The organism is Asanoa ishikariensis, assembly GCF_900107455.1.
Classification (GTDB): Bacteria; Actinomycetota; Actinomycetes; order Mycobacteriales; family Micromonosporaceae; genus Asanoa; species Asanoa ishikariensis.
In genome coordinates, this window is sequence record NZ_FNQB01000001.1 from 2,230,312 (window position 1) to 2,248,571 (window position 18,260).

Here is an 18,260-nt window from a genome sequence, read left to right on the forward strand (position 1 = left end):
AGGACGGCAAGCCGTCTACCGATGCGACCAGTCAAGCAGCCGCTGGATGGTGTCACGCACCGACCGGTCGTCCTCCACACGGTCCAGACGACCTTGGGAGGGCGAGTGCCAGGCGGTAGGCCGCCTGTCCTGCGAAGGGCCGCCCGGCCCGTACGGGCCGGGCGGCCATGTCCGTGTGCCCGCAGGCAGGTGGCGCAGCGAAGTCAGTACAACGCACTGCGGTCGGCCGGTCGAGCAGCAGCGCGGACAATGACTCGTTCTGGCTGAGTGCTTGTCAGCGCAAGACGCCGAGCTGTTCGAAGGTGTGGGGCACGAGCGCGTCGATGTGCCCGGCGAGGATTTTCTGAACCCATTCCGGGTCGGCGAGGAGGGCACGACCGACGGCGACGAGATCGAATTCGTCGCGTTCGAGGCGGTCCAGCAGCTTCTCGATGCTGGCGACCCGAGCGTCCTTCCCGCCTTGCTGTGTCGCGATGACATCTTCGCTGAGACCCACGGAACCGACGGTGATGGTCGGCTTGCCGGTGAGTTTCTTCGCCCACCCGGCCATGTTGAGGTCGGAGCCGTCGAACTCCGGGAGCCAGTAACGCCGGGTGGAGGCGTGGAAGGCGTCCACCCCGGCTTCCACGAGCGGCGTCAGGATGGCTTCGAGTTGCTCAGGGGTCTCGGCGAGCCGGGCGCCATAGTTGTCGGCCTTCCACTGTGAGAACCGGAACACGATCGGGAAGTCAGGGGCGACGGCCTTGCGGCAGGCGGCCACGACTTCAGCGGCGAAACGGGCTCTGGAGGCCAGGTCGCCGCCGTACCGGTCGCTGCGGTGGTTGGTGTGTGCCCAGAGGAACTGGTCGATCAGGTAGCCGTGACCGGCGTGTAGTTCGATGCCGTCGAAGCCGAGGCGTTCGGCAGTGCCGGCAGCGGCGGCGTAGGCACCGACCACCGCGTCCACGTCGTCCTGGGTCATCGCCTTGCCTGACCGGCTGCCGTCCAGGCCGATCCCGGAGGGGCCCATCGGGACGGCTTCGGGGAACGGCGGAGCGCCGGCGGGACGGACCATGCCGACGTGCCAGAGCTGGGGAAGGATTTTTCCACCCGCACGGTGGACTTCCGCCGCCACATGTTCCCAGGCCGCCAGGGCTTTCTCGCCGTGGAATCGCGGTACTCGGTCGCTGTCACCCGCGGAGGGGTGGTCGATGTAAGTGCCCTCGGTGATGATCAGACCCACTCCGCCGGCCGCCCGGCGTGCGTAGTACTGCGCCACGTCGGTACCTGGGACACCGCCGGGCGAGAATTCACGAGTCATCGGCGCCATGACGATGCGGTTCTCCACGGTGAGGCTGCCGACGGTCATGGGGCGCTGGAAGATCTGGCTTGTGCGGAGAGCAGCATTGGACGGGATCACAGAAAAACTCCTTGTTCGCGCCTTCGCGCGATGCGCGGGCGGTCGTGGGCCGTTGCAACCGCACGTTGTCCGACCTGCGATGACACGAGATACGGTTGCGGCGCAAAGCTAAAAGCTGACGTTGACGTCAGAGGCAAGTGACGTGACAGGGGTCACGAAGGAGGCGTTGATGCGGATCGGTGAACTCGCCGCTCGTACCGGCGTGAGCGTGCGGGCACTGCGCTACTACGAGGAGCAGAACCTGCTCGCTTCCGAACGCAGCTCCAGCGGTCAGCGGCATTATCCGGACAGCGCGGTCGACCGCGTTCGACTGATTCAGCAGCTGTACGTGGCAGGAATGACGAGCAGGACGATTGTGGGCCTGCTGCCGTCTTTCGAGACGGGCAAGGTGGTGCCGGCGATGCTCGACCAACTGTCGGCCGAGCACAAACGCATCGACACGGAGATCAGCGGGCTCGTGGGTGCCCGCGACCGACTCGAGGCCATCATTTCCAGGGCCACCACCGCCGGGAATGCGGGGCGGCCCTGTCACGACGAGGCGGTCGACCTCCCAGCAAGCCTCGGGTAGCCACACGGACCACACCGGCATCGTCAGAGCGGCCATCACCGTGGCCAGCCCATCGTGGCGAGTCCTGACCATCGCCGACCAACTACGCGAGATCGCCTCCGGCTACGACCGCAGCGCCGATCGAGGCCGAACACGAGACAGCCAGGCAGGCATACAACACCGACGGGATCGCGTAGCCGATCTGTTCCGTGCGGTTGCCCAGGTTGTCGATCGTCCACTTCGTGCGGTACGCGCTGGACGAGCCGAGGCCGGAGCTGACCATGGAGCGGTTGCCAGTTTGTGAGTCCTACGACGCAGACATCGTTCGCTGTCGCGGCTCTCATACTCACCCGATGCTGGAACACGTCGACGATGAGATCGAGTAAACGCTGCGGGCCGTGGACTGGGCCAACCACCGCGCTGATCCTGCCGTGGTTATGGCCGCGATCCGGCAACTGCGTCAGGTGCGACCAGCGCAGGAGAGCCAGGACACCTGCGACGAAGTCCTCGACGCCATCGGCCACAATCACTCGGGCTGGCTCCCCATGCCAGGTCGAGGCTCGGGTCGGCGGCCCTGCAGGTCTCAGCTGGTTCTACCACGTTGACGACGCGTGGATGGGTTTGCAGGTGTTGACCGAGTACGGCATCGCGGGCGACGTCCAACGAGCGAAGGCCCTGCATACCCGAGTGGAAGAAATCGCCATTTCGATCGCCAGTCGAGGCTCCTAAGAGTGGGTGTTGACCGGTCTGGCCACCGCGGTCGCCGCCACCGGCGACTACGACCGAGCCGAACAGATCGTCCGATCCATTAGCAACCCGAACGTGCAGGCGGAAGCGCTGGCCGACCTGGCTGCAGTGGTTAATCCCGAGCGGAATCGAACTCTGATCGCTGATGCATTCACGCTCGGGCGGTGGACGATTCCTTTGCAGGCACTGGCTTGGATTGACCCAACAACAATCCAGACCTTCGCGGACGAGTTTGAGTAGTCCTTTTCGAACTGTCAGCCCCGGCCCTGACCAGGGCCGTGTGGCGAACCATTGCTCGGGCACCCACTTCTCGTAGCTCTCCACGTCGGTGAACCCGAGCTCCGCGGCCAGGCGCATCGAACGGTCATTGGCGGTCTGGGTGCAGAGCACCACCCTTCGCTGGGAAACGCGCTGGCTACTACTACAGCGACATGGCCCTTTCCTGATGACGTGCGCCGCCCGCCGCAGATCCGTGGCGTGCGGCGCGCTCGTAGCTGCGGCCCGCCTCGGCGCCAACCGTCGGAGGGGAGGCGAGGCGGCCACGCCTCCACCTCAATGACCTGGGTGGCGGGTAGGCGCAGTCCGGAGCTGCGCGAATGCCGTTCCGATCATGCCGCACCAACCGTGGGAACTGTTGCCATCCCGTGTGCAGAGCAAAGCCGCTCCGAGGGCACAATGACCGGCGTGCCCATCGCCGCTCTGCGGGACGTCTGTCTCGACGCCACCGACGCGCTGATGCTCGCCCGCTTCTGGTCGGCCGCGCTCGGCGCGAGCTTCCACGACAACGGCGACAAGTCCGCGCGGATCGAGCAGGTCCGGCCCGGCGACCTGAGCATCTGGGTCGACCCCGTGCCCGAGCCGCGGACCGGCAGGACCCGGGTCCACCTCGACCTGCGGCTGCCCACCGCCGACCCGGCACCGCTGGTCGCGGCCGGCGCGACCGTGGTGCGCGCGCCCGACGACGAGATCTCCTGGTGGGTGCTGGCCGACCCGGACGGCAACCAGTTCTGCGCGTTCCCGCCCCGGCCCGACGCCGCGCCGGCGGCCGTCGAGGTCTACGAGCTCGTGGTCGACTGCGTCGATTCGGCCGCCCAGGCGGCCTGGTGGGCGTCGATCACCGGCGGGCGGGTCGATGTCGGTGCAAGCGGGTCCTCCTCGGTGGTCGGCGCCGCCGGCGTGGAGTGGGAGCGCTGGGTCTTCTGCCCGGTCCCCGAGCGCAAGACGGTGAAGAACCGGATGCACTGGGACGTCAACCTCACCGCGGCCGACCCGGGTGAGCTCGTGGCGGCCGGCGCCCGCGTGCTCCGCGAGCCCGACGACGTGATCTCCTGGTGGATCATGGCCGACCGCGAGGGCAACGAGTTCTGCGCCTTCGTTCCTTAGGGCACCATTGACGCGTGCCCGACCCGCTGTCCGCCTTGATCGACCTGGTGGCCGAAGGTGGCGTCGCCGTGCTGAGCGGCGCCGGCCTGTCCACCGAATCCGGCATTCCCGACTACCGCGGCCCGACCGGGTCAGCACGGAAGTTCGCGCCGATGACCTACCAGACCTTCACCCGCGACACGGCGGCCCGGCAGCGCTACTGGGCACGCAGCTACGTCGGCTGGCAGGTGATCGGCCGGGCGGAGCCCAACGCCGGCCACCGCGCCGTCGCCGGGCTCCAGAGCGCCGGGCTGGTCTCGGCGGTGCTCACCCAGAACGTCGACGGCCTCCACCAGGCGGCCGGCGCCCGCGACGTGATCGAGCTGCACGGCAGCATCGACCGGGTCGTCTGCCTCGACTGCGGCCAGACCACCGGCCGGGCCGAGCTCGACGCGCGGCTGCGGGCGGCCAACCCGGCGTTCGCCGCGCTCGCCGCGGCCGTCAACCCGGACGGCGACGCCGACCTCGACGACGCCTCCGTCGACGCGTTCCGGCCCGTCGACTGCGCCCGCTGTCGGACCGGGGTGCTCAAGCCCGACGTGGTCTTCTTCGGCGAGACCGTGCCGGCCGCGCGGGTCGACCGCTGCTTCGCCTCGGTGGCCGGCGCCCGGCTGCTGCTCGTGCTCGGCTCGTCGTTGACGGTGATGTCCGGGCGCCGTTTCGTGCTGCGCGCGGCCAAGCTGGGCATCCCGGTCGCGATCGTCAACCAGGGACCGACCCGGGGCGACGCGTACGCGGCCGTCAAGGTCGATGCCCCGCTCGGCACCGCCCTCCCGGCGCTGGCTGACGCGCTGACCCTCGCTCAGTCCGGCAGGTCGAACGAGCCGTAGACGGCCCGGCCCGTCGGCCGGTAGACGTTGATCACGATGCCGGTGTCGGTGGTCCGGTGGTGCACCAGCTCCAGCCCCGTGGGCAGGCCCAGCACGTCGAACAGCCGCGCACCGTCGCCGACCACCACCGGCAGGGTCAGCAGCCGGTACTCGTCGACCAGGTCGTGCGACATCAGGTAGCGCGCGAGCTCGCCGCTGCCGTGCACCTGCAGCTCGCGGCCCGGCCGTTCCTTGAGCGCGGCCACCGCGTCCGCGACCTCGTCGACGATCACCGTGACCGGCTCCCACTCCGCCGTGGTCAGCGAGCGCGAGGCGACGTACTTGTGCAGCGCGTTGAGCCGGCCGGCGATCGGGTGGTCGGCGTCGGTCACCGTCGGCCAGTACGAGGCGAAGATCTCGTACGTGCGGCGGCCGAGCAGGAACGCCTCCGCCCGGTCGTACACCTCGCCCATGAACGTGTTCATGCCCTCGTCGGCGTACGGGACCATCCAGCCGCCCCGGGCGAAGCCCCCGGTGGTGTCCTCGGTCGGCGCCCCCGGCGCCTGCATGACCCCGTCCACCGAGAGGAGCGTGGTCAGCGTGAGCTCCATGGCCATGCTCCTCTCCGGGCGGGTTCGCTCCCTTCGACCCTATTCGCAGACCACCCCGTCGTTGTCGCCATCGCGATACCAGCCGTACTCGGTCTCGCCGCGCCGATACGGGCCGTAGCCGTGCGCGATCGCGTCCTTGCAGGTGTCGAAGCGCGGGTCGGTGGTCGGCTGTTCGACCTTGGGTTTCGGCTTCGGTGGCGGGTTCGGTGCGTCGCCGCCGTTCGCCCTGGTCGCGCTCTCGCAGGCGACGCCGTCGCGGTCGGCGTCCAGGCCGGCCCGGTAGCCCGGTCGGCCCTTGCGCAGCGGCGCCTTGCCGGCGGCCCGGACGGCGGCACAGTTGGCGTAGCTGACCGGTGCGGGGCTGGGCTCGGTGGTGGGTTCGGCCGGTGCCGTGGGTTCGGGGTCGCTGGTCGGGTCGGCCGGGGGTGTCGGGTCGGCGGTCGTCGGCGCCGGGTCAGTGGCAGCGGCGGTGTTCGGCGCGACCACGGCCGCCTGGCGCTCGGCCGAGGGGCCGTCGTCGCCGGGCAGCAGAGCGACGAATCCGGCGGCGCCCCCGCAGCAGAGCAGCAGGCAGGCGCCGAGAATCACGCCGACCCGGCGGAGCGGGGAGAGCCTGGTGAACCAGTTGGACGCCACTGGCGGGGGAGGGTAGGACATCGCGCCAGTCTCGCCGCCGGCCGGCGCGGCGGGCATGGACCGACCCGGCCGACCGGGCCGATGATCGTCCGTGGCCGGGACCAGCAGGCGGAGCCGTCGGCTGACACCCGGTGACGGAGCGTGAACCCGGAATGTTCGCGCGGAGATGGGGGACAATTCGGTTATGAGCGACGTTCTGGTCACCGGGGGCACCGGAAACCTGGGCCGGGTGGTGTGCGACAAGCTGCGGGAGTCGGGTCACGAGGTGCGGGTGCTCAGCCGGCGGCCGCAGCCGGGCCAGTCCGTCCGGGGCGACCTGCGCACCGGCGAGGGCATACCGGCCGCCGTCGAGGGAATCCGGACGGTCTTCCACCTGGCCACCGCACCGCGCGGCGACGTCGAGGCGACCTCGCGGCTGATCGCGGCGATCGGCCCCGGCGACACCCACCTGGTCTTCACCTCGGTCGTCGGCGTCGACCAGATCCCGCTCGCCTACTACACCGCCAAGGCCGAGTGCGAGCGGCTGATCGAGACCTCCGGGCTGCCGTTCACGATCCAGCGGGCCACCCAGTTCCACAGCCTGCTGCTCCGCGGGTTCCACCTGCAGCGCCGGATCCCGGTCCCGATGGTGTTCGCGCCCAACTGCGACTTCCAGCCGATCGACGTGCACGACGTCGCCGACCGCCTGGTCGAGCACGTCGACGCGGGGCCGCGGGAGCGGGTGCCGGACATCGGCGGCCCCGAGGTCCGCTCGGCCCGCTCGCTGGCCCAGTCCTACCTGACCGTGTCCGGCCGGCACCGCCGGGTCGTCGGCGTCGCCCTGCCTGGCCGGATCTACTCCGCCTTCCACGCCGGCGCGCACCTGACCCCCGACCACGCGCACGCGGGCCTGACCTTCGAGGACTTCCTCGCCGAGCGGTTCTAGACGGCCAGACCCAGTAGCCCGCGGTCAAGACCGATGACCAGGGTGCCGGCGGCGTACGCGCAGGACAGCGCGCGATGGTGCACCGGGATCGCGCGGACGCAGCGGCCGGTGACCGGATCCCAGAGCCGCACCGTCCGGTCCAGGCTGGTCGAGGCGACCAACTGCCGCCCGCCGGGCACCGGCAACGCGCAGACCCCCGTCACCGCGGCCGTGTGCCCGGCCAGCACGTGGTGCGGGCGCCCGTCGGCCGGATGCCAGAGCCGGACCGTGCCGTCCGCGCCACCGGAGACCAGCAGGTCGCGGTCGTCGGCGGTGACCGTGCCGAGCGCGTCGACGGCGTCGGTGTGCGCGAGCTGCTGCCAGCGGGTGCCGCCGTCGAGGTCCCAGAGCCGGACCGTGCCGTCCTTGTCGGCGGAGGCCAGCAGCTCGCGGCCGCCGAGCCGCACCGTGGTCAGCGCGGTCACCCAGCTTCGGTGGCCGAGTAGCACTCCGTAGGGCGATCCGTCGCGCGGGTTCCACAGCCGCACCGTGTCGTCGTCGGCGCCGGTCGCGACCAGCACCAGCCCGCCGGCGTTGACCGCGCAGATCGCGTTGACCCGCTCGTGGTGGTCGGCGAGCTCCGGACCGGCGCTGCCGTCGCGCAGGTCCCAGAGCCGCACCACGTGGTCGTCGCCGCCGGTGGCCAGCAGCGGCGCGTCGGCGTCGGGCACCGCGCAGACCGACGTGACCGCGCCCTCCCGGACCGGCAGGCGGGCCAGTGCGGCGCCGTTGGCCGGGTCCCAGATGCGCACGGTGCCGTCGGTGCCGGTGGACACCACCGCCGTGCCGCCGCGGAACGGCACCGCACGTACGGCGGCCACCGGACCCAGCCGGCCGCCGGCCAGCACCGACTCGGCCTGCCGGGTCACCGGGTCCCAGAGCCGGACCGTGCCGTCGTCGCCCGCGGTCGCGAGCAGGTCGCGGTCGCGGACCCGCAGTGTGCACACGGCGCGGATCCAGCTCACGTCGCCGCGCAGGCTCGGCCGGGGCGTGCCGCTGCGGGCGTCCCAGAGGTGCAGCACGCCGCTCTCGTCCGTGGCGGTGAGCAGGACGGTGCCGTCGACCTCGACCGTGCACAGGTCCGTCAGCGGACCGGCCTGCGGGTCGATCGCGCTGAGCAGGTCGCCGGTCAGCGGGTTCCAGAGCCGCACCACGCCGTCGTAACCGGCCGACGCCAACGCCACGCCGCCGCCGGCCCGCACCGCGCAGAGCGTGGTGGCCCAGCCGTCGTGCGCGACCACCGCGGTGGTGCAGGCGCCGGTCACCGGGTCCCAGAGTGCGATCACGCCGTCGAAGCCGGTCGCCGCGACGAGGCCGTGCGGCCCGACCGGCAGGTGGGTGACCGCCGTGGCCCAGCCGCCGAACCCGGTCAGCGAGTGCACGAGCGTGCCGTCGGCGGGGTTCCAGATCCGCACGGTGCGGTCGTCGCTCGCGGACGCCAGCAGCGTCGCCGCGCCGGGGACCGGCACCGCGCAGAGGTTGCGGACCCAGTCGGAATGACCGGTCAGGGTACGCAGGTGCGCGCCCGTGCCCGCGTGCCAGACGCCGATGGTGCCGTCGTGGCCGGCGGTGGCGAGCAGCGTGCCGTCCTCGACCTCGACCGCCCACACGCCGCGTACCCCGTCGGCATGCCCGGCCAGCACCCGCTCCACCCGGCCGGTCAGCGGGTCCCAGATCCGGACGGTGCCGTCCGCGCCGGCGGAGGCGAGGAAGTCGCGCCCGTCCATGGGCACGGCGCAGACGTCGTACACGGCGTCGGAATGTCCTTCTAGGACGGTCCGTTCGAGTCGCGGCGGGGTGTGCGCCCAGCGCGCCCGGTAGGCGGCGTCCTCCGTGACGGGCGCGCTGCCCAGCCGGTCGAGCCGGTCGACGACCGAGAACAGCGCCGCCCGCTCGGCCGGTGCGGCGTGCGCGGCCAGCGGCGTCCGGCGCAGCAACTGGACGCGGGCCAGCCCTTCGCGGGTGTCGGCCACCTCGGCGGCGGAGAGCAGACCGGCGAGATGGGCGTGCAGCACGTACGCGTCGTCGTTGAGCAAGGTGTCGACCAGGCCGGCCCGGTCGGCGTGCCGGGGCAGCATGCCGAGCAGGTAGTCGGGCGCCGAGGCCCAGCCGGCCGCGTGGCCGTGCCGGACCCAGGCGTAGAGCAGGTCGCGCTCGTCGTCGGCGCGGGCCGCCACCGTCGCGCGCGCGGCCAGCAGCGCGTCGTCGAGCGCCCGGTGCCGCAGCCGGTAGACGCCGGATGGCCCGTGTTCGCTGCTGCCGTGCTCGACCTGTCCGTGCTCGACCAGGGATGTGGTGGCCTGGGCGAAGGCGGCCAGGTCGTCGTCGGTGACGCGGCCGCCGAGCGCCTCGATCGCGACCCGCCAGAGCCGCAGCGGCAGCCCGGGCGGCTCGGCGAAGGACAGCGCGGTCAGCGCCAGCCGGGCCGAGGTGGCGCCGGCGGGGGAGACGCCGCCCAGGTAGGCGTCGAGCGCCTCGGCGACGGACGCGGTGGACGCGACCCGGTGCGGGTCGACCGGCACGGCGTCGTTGCGGCCGTGCGCCCCGGCGACCAGGCCGGCGACGAGGAAGTTGCCGCCGGCCAGCGTGGCGATCCGGCGGGAGACCGGCTCGGCCCGCTCGGCGTCGGCGTACGGGTTGTCGGCGCGACCCTTGCTCTCCAGCCGCAGGGTGGCCATCGCGTGCGTGGCGAGGTCGGCCATGTTGACGTGCTCGGCCGAGTCGAGGTCGACCACGTCCGCGGCGGCCCCGAACGCGCCCAGCAGGTCGCCCTGCTCGTCGGTCGGCCGGGTGCCGACGACGACCCGCACGCCGAGCAGGTCGCCCTGTTCCGCCAGCGGCACGAGCACCGTGCGGATGAGCTCCCGGGCCTGCGTGGGGGAGGCCGCCTCGTCGAGCGCGTCGATCACCAGGTTGAACCGGTCCGGCCGGGTGGCGAGCCGGTCGCGCAGGTGGGGCAGGAGGTCGCCGGGTACGGCGGGCAGCGCCGCCGACGCCGCGACGGCGATCTCGGTGGCCACCGCCAGGGCGTCCTTGCCGGCGGCGTGCACGGCGCAGGCGACGCTGCCCCGCGCGGCGGTGTCGCCGGGATCGAGCCGGGCCGCGGCGGCGTCGGCGGCGGTCACGATCCGGCCGAGCACGGCCGACTTGCCGACCCCCGGAGCACCGGTGACCACCAGCAGGCGGCCGTCCGGACCGGGCCGGTCGAGCCAGTCGCCGACCACCCGCAGCACGGCGGCGCGGCCGCGGAACCCGTCTGTCCGGGTCCAGCCCCAGGCGGCGACGGCCTGTTCGCCGGCCGCGTCGAGCCGCCAGCCGGCCAGCGCGCCGAGCTTGAGGTCCGGCAGCGCGTCGCCGAGGCCGGTGGCGCGACCGTCACCACCGGCCGGACCCGCGGTGGCCGCCTGGACGACCAGCCCGACCACCGCCTGATAGTCGGGGGACCACAGCGGCGCGCCCGCGAACCCGGGCGCCAGACCGGTGCTGACGAGGCGGACCTGGCCGGTGTCGAACGGGTCGCCGACGGTGCCCTGTGCCGGGCGGCCGGCCGGGTCGTGGTCCGGGAAGCCGAACGACCACCACGGTCGGCCGGCGAGCTTGGCGAGCGGCGCGAGCCTTACCCGGGCGGGCCGCACCGGGTCGGGCACCGGGCCGTCGAGCGCGAGCAGGGCGAGGTCGGAGTCGCTGCCCTGGACCACCTGGCGGACCCGCGTGCGACCGAGCCCGGCCAGCGGAAAGCCGACCCAGAGCTCGTCGCGCGGCCGGCCACCGGACCGAACCAGTTGCGCGCAGGTGAGCACCCGGTCGGGCGCGACGACCACGCCGGCACCGATCGGCGTGGGGCTCTCCGCCGACCCGTGGATCGCCACGACCCAGGGGAAGCTCGGCGGTGCGGCCCTCATCGCTCCTCCCCGTGCTAGCTCAGCTGACCGAATGGCTATCGTGCCCGGCCTGGCCGTTGCTAGGCAATATCGGCCCCTGCCGACTCGTCCGAACGGTTGCCGTGACCTTGCTTTTGGCCAGGGCTTATGGAGATCCACACCCGACAGTGATGTCGGATATCGGAAAACCCGGAGTGGACCTTGCTACCACGTTGGGTAGCTGGGGAGAATCGGCACGGTTCGCGCCCACCCTGACAGGAGCATCGGCATGTCCGACGAGAAGCCGGTCACCTTCGCCATGCGCTGCATGCTGGTCATCCTGATGGCCGAAGCCCGCGAGCTGCCCAACGCGCGGATCGCCGACCGGGGTCTGGACCTGAAGAAGGAATACCGGGACCGCCTGGTCAGCCGGGGCTGGATCACGGTGCGCAAGGTCGGCCGGGGATACAGCCTCGAGCTCACGGAGGCCGGCTGGGCCGAGGCGATCGGGCAACTGTCCGCCGACCCGCCGGCGGGTGCCGGGGCCGGGGGTGCGGCACTTTATACCGTGCTCAATCGGCTGCGTGGTTTCCTCGACCGGTCCGACCTGGCGGCGTCCGAGCTCTTCGCCCCGGCCGAGAGCGACATCGACGTGCGCATCCGCAAGGCGTACGCGGAGATCGCCGTCAGCGCCGGTGAGCTGGTGTCGCTCGCGGCCCTCCGCCCACGTGTGACCGGCGCGGAGCGGGCCGGCGTCGACGCCGCCCTCGTCGCGCTGAGCACCGCTCCCGACGTGCGGATCGTCCCGGAGTCCAACCAGAAGACGCTCTCGGCGGAACAGCGCGACGCCGCCGTGCGGATCGGCAACCAGGACAGGCACTTGATCGCTATCGGTGTGTGAGTGACGCGAGGCGGCTCGGTGCCTGAGGACGGGTAGGACAACGATGGACGAGGTCGAGCGCCGGGCACTCAAGGCACTCCGGTTCAACTGGGCGCCGACGCCCGACGACGTGTGGCGGCAGCCGTCGTTCCACGTCGAGGGGCTGCACCGGGACGCCCTCCGGGTGATCCTCGACGGCGTCGAAGACGCCGACCGCAGCGCCGACTCGAGCCCCGTCGGCGTCGCCGTGCTCGGCCAGCGCGGCAGCGGCAAGACCCATCTGCTCGGCTCGGTGCGCCAGCACGTACAGGCCGGTGGTGGCTATTTCTTCCTGGTCAGCCTGTTGGAGGCCAGCGCGTTCTGGCGCAGCACCGCACTGTCCATCCTGGACGGCCTCAACCGTGAGACGGCCGAGCGGGAGAGCCAGTTGCGGACCTTCCTGCGCCGGCTGGCCGACCTGATCGGCGCGCCGCGGGCGGTGCGGCGGGCGGTGACCGGCGAGGCCGAGCTGACCCGGCCGATCCTGGACGCGTTCGTCGACCTGCTGCGCAAGCACAACAGGCAGGTCGGCATCGACTGCCAGGACACGGCGCGGGCGATGGTGCTCCAGGCCGCCGACAAGCTCGGTGACCAGGACGTCGGCTACGAGTTCCTGTGCTCCAACGACGAGCTCGAGCCCGGTCAGCGGGCCGCGTGGGGGATGCGCCGGGCGCGGCGGTCCGCGCAGGAGATCGTCCGCGACATCTCGCGACTGCTGGCCCTGACCGGCCCGACCGTCATCGCGGTCGACCAGATCGACCTGCTGATCAACCAGGCGGCGAAGTCGCTCGACGGCGAGACCCGCCTGGAGTGGCGCGCCGCGCTGCTGCTGGAGCAGATCGCCGGCGGGCTGATGGCACTCCGCGAGACCACCCGCCGCACGCTGTCGGTCGTTGCCTGCCTCGACGAGTCGTGGTCGCTGGTCAAGACCCAGGCCACCGACACCGTCCAGGACCGGTTCCGGGAGGCGGTGCAGCTCCGTCAGATCGGCAGTGCCGAACTCGGCCGGGAGCTGATCGCCCGGCGCTTCGCGGAGCCGTTCAACGACCAGGGCTTCGTGCCGGCGTACGCCACCTGGCCCGTGCGGGCCTCCGCTTTCGTCGAGGCGGTCCAGTTCACGCCGCGCGAGCTGCTGCGCACGATCGACACCCACGTGCGGGGCTGCCTGCGCGACGAGACCGTGCGCGAGATGCTGCGCCTGGTGCACGACTCCGTGGCGGGTCCGGCGGTGGTCACAGAGGAACCGACCACCGACGACGAGTTGGCCGCTGTCGACGCCCGGTTCGCGGCGCTGCTCGGGGCAGCGGACGCTTCGGCGGCGCTCGACCCGGCGACCGAGGACGTGGTCGTGCCCGAGTTGCTCGAGGCCGGCCTGACCGCCTGGATCGGCTCGCGGGGTGGTGCGGGGGAGCTGTTCGGGCTCGACCCGCACCCGGGCAGCAAGCCGGCACTGCACGCGCGGCTGCGGCGCAGCCTCGACGAGCGCACCGAGGACGAGGAGCACTGGGCGTTCCGCGTCATCGGTGCCCGGCACCCGATCGCGGCGCTCAACAGGATCCGCAACGCCAGCACGGCCGCCGGCCTGACCGAGGGCGTAGCCAAGCGCAAGCTGTTCTTCCTCCGCAACGAGCCGTGGTCCGGCGGCGCGCGGACGACCGAGGTGATCGAGACGTTCAGCCGGGCCGGTGGGCGCACGCTGGCGTTCCCGGAGAGCGACGTGGTCGCCCTGGTCGCGCTGCGACAGCTTCTCCGCGAGCGCGGGTACGAGACGCTGCGGCCGTGGTTCGTCAGCCGCCAGCCGGCGGATCGGGTCGCGTTCCTGCGCGAGGCACTGGCGGGGGCGGACTCGGTCCCTCCTGCGGCGGCGGTTGATGCGCCGGTGCCGGTTGGTCCCGCCGGTCCGGAGCTGCCGGCGGCTCCGCCTGCGGCGGTCAGTCGGGCCAGGCAGGCGGGGCTGTCCGTGGTGGGCGGCTCGGCGATGGCAGGCGGTGCTGGGGCCGAGGGCGGCCCAGCGGTGCGCGCCGTCTCGGCGGTCCCGGATGCGTCGGGCGCGGCGGTCCCGAGCGAGCCCGCTGCCCCGGGTGGCCCTGCGGGGCAAAAGGGTGCGGCCGAGTCGGCTGGTCCGGCGGTGCGCGGTGGCTCGGCTTCGTCGGGCGGGCCGGCGGTTCCGGGTAGTTGGGCGGCTCGGGATGGTGCTGCCGCCGCGGGTGGTTCGGCGGTGCGCGATGGCGCGGCTTCGTCGGGCGGGCCGGCGGGTCCAGGTGGTTGGGCCGCTCGGGATGGTGCGGCCGCCTCGGGTGGTCCGGCGGTGCGCGATGGTGCGGCCGCGGCGGGTGGTCCGGCGGTGCGCGATGGCTCGGCTTCACCGGGTGGGCCTGTGGTTCCGGGTAGTTGGGCGGCGCGGGAAGGTGCGGCCGCGTCGGGTGGCTCGGTGCGCGACGCTTCGGCTTCGCCGGGTGGGCCGGCGGCTCCCGGCAGTTGGGCCGCGCGGGACGGTGCCGCCGCGTCCGGCGGCTCCGCGGTGCGCGACGGCTCAGTCTCGCCCGGTGGGCCGGCGGCCCCAAGCGGTTGGGCCGCGCGGGACGGCTCGGCAGTGCCTGGTGGCCGGGACGCTGCGACTCCGGCGGTCGGGCCCGTCAGCCCGGCTGCACCGACGCTCGCGACTGTCCGAAGGCTGCCGGTGCGCGTACCCCGCGATGATCGGGATCCTGGTTCGGTGATGCTCGGGCAGTCGGTTCAGGACGGCCGGTCGGTGTCGGTCGAGCTGGCGGCCCTGCGCCGGCATGCGGCGATCTTCGCCGGCTCCGGGTCGGGCAAGACCGTGCTGATCCGGCGGCTGGTCGAGGAGTGCGCGCTGCGTGGCGTGTCGTCGATCGTGCTGGACCCCAACAACGACCTCGCGCGGCTCGGTGACCCGTGGCCCCAGCCGCCGGCCGCCTGGGACGAGCTCGAGACGGCCCGGGCGGAGGCGTACCACCGGAACACCGACGTCGTGGTCTGGACCCCGCGGCGGACCGCGGGTCGGCCGCTGAGCTTCCGGCCGCTGCCCGACTTCGCCGGCATCCTCGACGACCCGGACGCGTTCGCCGCCGGCGTCGACGCCGCCGTGGCGTCGCTCGCGCCGCGGGCCAACGTCGACGGCGCCTCCGCGAAGGCCCGCATCGGCAATGCGGTGTTGCGGGAGGCGCTGACCGCGTACGCCCGCGGTGGTGGAAGTGACCTTCGCGAGTTCGTCCTCTATCTCACCCGGTTGCCGGCCCGCGCCAGCCAGCTCGACAACGCCCCGAAGGTCGCCAACGACATCGGCCAGCTCCTGCGCGCGACGATGGTCAGCGACCCGCTCTTCGGCGGTGACGGCGCGCCGCTCGACCCCGGTGAGCTGCTGCGCCCCGCGCCGGGCTTCCGTGCCCGGGTCTCGGTGATCAGCTTCATCGGCCTGCCCGACGACGGTCAGCGGCAGAGCTTCGTCAACCAGCTCCAGCTCGCGCTGTTCGCCTGGATCAAGCGCAACCCGGCCGGCGACCGCCCGCTCGGTGGCCTGTTCGTGATGGACGAGGCGCAGACCCTGGCCCCGTCCGGCGCGATGACCGCGTGCACGCAGAGCACGCTGGCGCTGGCGTCGCAGGCCCGCAAGTACGGGCTCGGGCTGGTGTTCGCGACGCAGGCGCCCAAGGGGCTGCACAACCGGATACCCGGCAACGCGGCGACGCAGCTGTTCGGCCTGCTCAACAGCCCGACCCAGATCGAGGCGGCGAAGGAGATGGCGCGGGCCAAGGGCAGCGACATCTCCGACGTGGCCCGGCTGCGCCCGGGCGTCTTCTACGCCGCCGTCGACGGTGCCGGCTTCGCCAAGCTGCGGGCGCCGCTGTGCCTGAGCCACCACCCGGCCAGCCCGCTCACCGTCGAAGAGGTCATCGCCCGCGCCCAGGACCCAGAAGAAGACGACGACGAATAATTCGCTTCCCGGCGCGCCGATTTCGATCTACATTTATTGACGTAAGAGCGACCCCAGACAACGACGGACAGGACGACACCATGATGCGGCCCGCGGTCTACAGAGACGCAGACGCGAGTGGCTGGTTGCTGTGCCGACTCGCCCTGGATAGGTGGACCAGCTAGCTCTGGCCAGCGCTGACGCCGCCTATCCCGACCCGGGACGGGCGGCTTTTCCGTTTCCATTTCTCTTTTTTCGCACGTGCCGGTGGCACGGCGCTATTCAGCATGCACTTTTTCAGCTTTCACAGAAGGGAGGCGTCTCCAATGACCCTGTTCTTGAATTCCGCCGGCACGACGCGTCCCGGCTGGCCCGACGGCCCGCAGACGTTGCGCGCACCGCGCTGAAGCGCACTGCGACCAGCCGCCGTCGTGCTTGCCGCAGAGCCGGCCGTCCGGCCTCGTGAAGACCGGTCGCTCGTCGATCAACGCGTCGAGAGCGTCCAAGTCGGAAGCGAACCGGGCGGCCCGCAGCGATCGCGCGGTCGAGCCTCACAACGCCCATGGCGCGACCACCCAGGCGACGATCTAGGTGCAGACCCGCAGCGCAGCGCCCGGGGTGGGGTCAGGCACGTCTAGATCAACCGCGACGGCAGCCTCCTGGGCACCACCACCGTCGGCGGGTCGCACCCGCCTCAGGTGGTCGCGAACACCACACACGGGATACGATCCCGGCGCCGGTCCCGCCGGCACGGGGCCGTAGCTCAGCCGGTTAGAGCAGGGGACTCATAATCCCTCGGTCGCGGGTTCGAGCCCCGCCGGCCCCACAAATGGCTTCCTAAGCTGTGTCCGCTTCGCGGTCACGGCTTAGGAAGCCATTTGTCATCCCGATTCCGGGGGCGACCCCCGGAGACCCCACGGTGTGGTGGGCGCGGTTCGCGGTATGCGAGGTCGGACCCAACGTTGCCGTTGGGTCCGAGCTCGCCGGTTCGGCGTTTCAAGATCCCGTCGCGCCGCGTGGGATCTGGTGGAGCGCCACGACGCCGCCACGACGATCTGGTCCGGATCGGTGGGTCGGCCGTCGATCGCGACGGGTGCGCAGGTTCGAATCCTGCCCTCGATTAGAACCGGCGCGGCTTTGTCCGCCTACGGCCGTTGAGCTGCGTGTTTAGAAAGAGTCGAGTCGCGTGTGGGGGCGCGTCTGCCTCGCCCTGAACGATTCGAACCTGCGCCAATTGACATGCTCTCGCGGCCAGTACACGCCCATGATCGCTTGCAGAGGTTCTCGGATCATCGGCACGATCGAGCTCATCGGCGTCATCGCCGACCAGGCACACAGGGTCCGATCGCCGCCATCGCCTCGATTCCGCTCGACTACGCCGGGTACGTCATCGTGGCCCTCTTCGTCGTGTCCTGGCTGGTCGCGATCGCGATCTGGCGCTTCGCGCGGGTCGAGGAGCGCTGGTCGGCGAACGTGGCGTCCCGGCCGTCGGAGTCCTGAGTAAACCCTCCACGTAGGGTTGTTGCACATTGTTGGCAACAGCGTAAGAGTTGCAGCAGTGGCGATCCATCGCTTGGAGGACAACACCAGATGGCTGTTTACACGTTGCCGGACCTGCCTTACGACTACGCGGCGCTCGAGCCGCACATCAACGGGCAGATCCTCGAACTGCACCACGACAAGCACCACGCCGCGTACGTCAAAGGCGCCAACGACGCCCTCGAACGGATCGAGGAGGCGCGCAACGCCGGGAACTTCGCCAGCATCGTCGGCCTGGAGAAGACGCTCGCGTTCAACCTGTCCGGGCACGTGCTGCACTCGCTGTACTGGGCCAACATGACCCCGGACGGCGGCGACCGGCCTGACGGCGACTTCGGTGAGGCGATCAACGAGTTCTTCGGCTCGTTCGAGGGCTTCCACGGCCAGCTCTCCGCGGCCACCACCCTGGTGCAGGGCTCCGGTTGGGGCGTGCTGTCCTACGAGCCACTCTCCGGCCGGCTGATCGTCGAGCAGGTCTACGACCACCACGGCAACGTCGCGCAGACGTCCGTACCGCTGCTCGCCTTCGACGCCTGGGAGCACGCGTACTACCTCCAGTACCGCAACGTGCGCCCGGACTTCGTGAAGGCCATGTGGGAGGTCGTCAACTGGCCGGACGTGGCTGCCCGGTACGCCGCCGCGAAGGCCGGGAACAAGCCGGTCTGATGCCCCGTAGCGGGGTGGCGGGCCGCCATCCGCCGCCCCGCTACGGCCGGCGCTCGAATGTTCACGTCAGCGACCCTTGAAGATCACCTTCGAGTGCCTCCGCAGGTCAGGGGCGGTGGAGAGACTGGACCGTTCGTAAGGCCCGCCCCACCCGGAGTGTGTTCGCGTGATCTCCCCTGTAGCCGTGCCCCGCAGCTCGCCGCTGTG

General features: G+C 71.8%; 13 protein-coding genes and 1 tRNA gene. 9 read left to right on the forward strand and 5 right to left on the reverse strand.

Going from position 1 to position 18,260, the window contains the following annotated elements:
* Positions 1 to 274: 274 nt before the first annotated feature.
* Positions 275 to 1,399, reverse strand: a complete 1,125-nt coding sequence (locus BLV39_RS10545) for an NADH:flavin oxidoreductase (RefSeq protein WP_239083962.1) — start codon at positions 1,397 to 1,399, stop codon at positions 275 to 277.
* A 169-nt stretch (positions 1,400 to 1,568) separates the two neighbouring features.
* Between BLV39_RS10545 and BLV39_RS10550 the strand changes: the two genes are divergently transcribed.
* Positions 1,569 to 1,967 carry a MerR family transcriptional regulator gene (locus tag BLV39_RS10550; RefSeq protein WP_090791362.1) on the forward strand — a complete coding sequence of 133 codons (399 nt, stop codon included), beginning with the start codon at positions 1,569 to 1,571 and terminating at the stop codon, positions 1,965 to 1,967.
* A gap of 82 nt (positions 1,968 to 2,049) precedes the next feature.
* On the opposite strand, the gene BLV39_RS10555 is transcribed toward BLV39_RS10550, so the two are convergent.
* Positions 2,050 to 2,229: a hypothetical protein gene (locus tag BLV39_RS10555; RefSeq protein ID WP_090789724.1), complete on the reverse strand. Its 180-nt coding sequence runs from the start codon at positions 2,227 to 2,229 to the stop codon at positions 2,050 to 2,052.
* Between the two features lie 455 nt (positions 2,230 to 2,684).
* On the opposite strand from BLV39_RS10555, the gene BLV39_RS42940 reads away from it, so the two are divergent.
* The 3 genes from BLV39_RS42940 to BLV39_RS10570 all read left to right on the forward strand — a co-directional run bounded on the left by BLV39_RS42940 (position 2,685) and on the right by BLV39_RS10570 (position 4,945).
* A complete protein-coding gene (locus BLV39_RS42940; protein ID WP_176984838.1) occupies positions 2,685 to 2,933 on the forward strand; it encodes a hypothetical protein in 249 nt (82 codons plus the stop codon).
* A gap of 444 nt (positions 2,934 to 3,377) precedes the next feature.
* On the forward strand, positions 3,378 to 4,076 hold the full coding sequence (locus tag BLV39_RS10565; protein ID WP_143049719.1) for a VOC family protein: 699 nt from the start codon (positions 3,378 to 3,380) through the stop codon (positions 4,074 to 4,076).
* A 14-nt stretch (positions 4,077 to 4,090) separates the two neighbouring features.
* Complete coding sequence (locus tag BLV39_RS10570) at positions 4,091 to 4,945, forward strand: NAD-dependent protein deacetylase (protein WP_090789728.1); 855 nt, start codon at positions 4,091 to 4,093, stop codon at positions 4,943 to 4,945.
* On the opposite strand, the gene BLV39_RS10575 is transcribed toward BLV39_RS10570, so the two are convergent.
* Both BLV39_RS10575 and BLV39_RS10580 read right to left on the reverse strand, forming a co-directional pair.
* Positions 4,918 to 5,535: a dihydrofolate reductase family protein gene (locus tag BLV39_RS10575; protein ID WP_090791364.1), complete on the reverse strand. Its 618-nt coding sequence runs from the start codon at positions 5,533 to 5,535 to the stop codon at positions 4,918 to 4,920. The two genes, BLV39_RS10570 and BLV39_RS10575, sit on opposite strands and share 28 nt — an antisense overlap.
* A gap of 39 nt (positions 5,536 to 5,574) precedes the next feature.
* A complete protein-coding gene (locus BLV39_RS10580) occupies positions 5,575 to 6,192 on the reverse strand; it encodes an excalibur calcium-binding domain-containing protein (protein WP_218137078.1) in 618 nt (205 codons plus the stop codon).
* Between the two features lie 163 nt (positions 6,193 to 6,355).
* On the opposite strand from BLV39_RS10580, the gene BLV39_RS10585 reads away from it, so the two are divergent.
* Positions 6,356 to 7,096 (forward strand): SDR family oxidoreductase, encoded by a 741-nt coding sequence (locus BLV39_RS10585; RefSeq protein ID WP_090789730.1) that lies wholly within the window; start codon positions 6,356 to 6,358, stop codon positions 7,094 to 7,096.
* Here the strand turns inward: BLV39_RS10585 and BLV39_RS10590 are convergent.
* Positions 7,093 to 11,037: a trypsin-like peptidase domain-containing protein gene (locus BLV39_RS10590; RefSeq protein ID WP_090789732.1), complete on the reverse strand. Its 3,945-nt coding sequence runs from the start codon at positions 11,035 to 11,037 to the stop codon at positions 7,093 to 7,095. The two genes, BLV39_RS10585 and BLV39_RS10590, sit on opposite strands and share 4 nt — an antisense overlap.
* Before the next feature lie 247 nt (positions 11,038 to 11,284).
* Here BLV39_RS10590 and BLV39_RS10595 point away from each other — a divergent pair, with 247 nt between their 5' ends.
* From BLV39_RS10595 to BLV39_RS10615, 4 genes are all read left to right on the forward strand, one after another.
* Complete coding sequence (locus BLV39_RS10595) at positions 11,285 to 11,896, forward strand: hypothetical protein (protein ID WP_090789734.1); 612 nt, start codon at positions 11,285 to 11,287, stop codon at positions 11,894 to 11,896.
* 43 nt (positions 11,897 to 11,939) lie between these two features.
* Positions 11,940 to 15,869, forward strand: coding sequence for a helicase HerA domain-containing protein (locus BLV39_RS44070; RefSeq protein WP_239083961.1), 3,930 nt, complete (start codon positions 11,940 to 11,942; stop codon positions 15,867 to 15,869).
* Between the two features lie 731 nt (positions 15,870 to 16,600).
* A tRNA-Ile gene (locus BLV39_RS10605) sits at positions 16,601 to 16,674 on the forward strand.
* Positions 16,675 to 17,438: 764 nt separating this feature from the next.
* On the forward strand, positions 17,439 to 18,053 hold the full coding sequence (locus BLV39_RS10615) for a superoxide dismutase (RefSeq protein ID WP_090789739.1): 615 nt from the start codon (positions 17,439 to 17,441) through the stop codon (positions 18,051 to 18,053).
* Positions 18,054 to 18,260 lie beyond the last annotated feature (207 nt).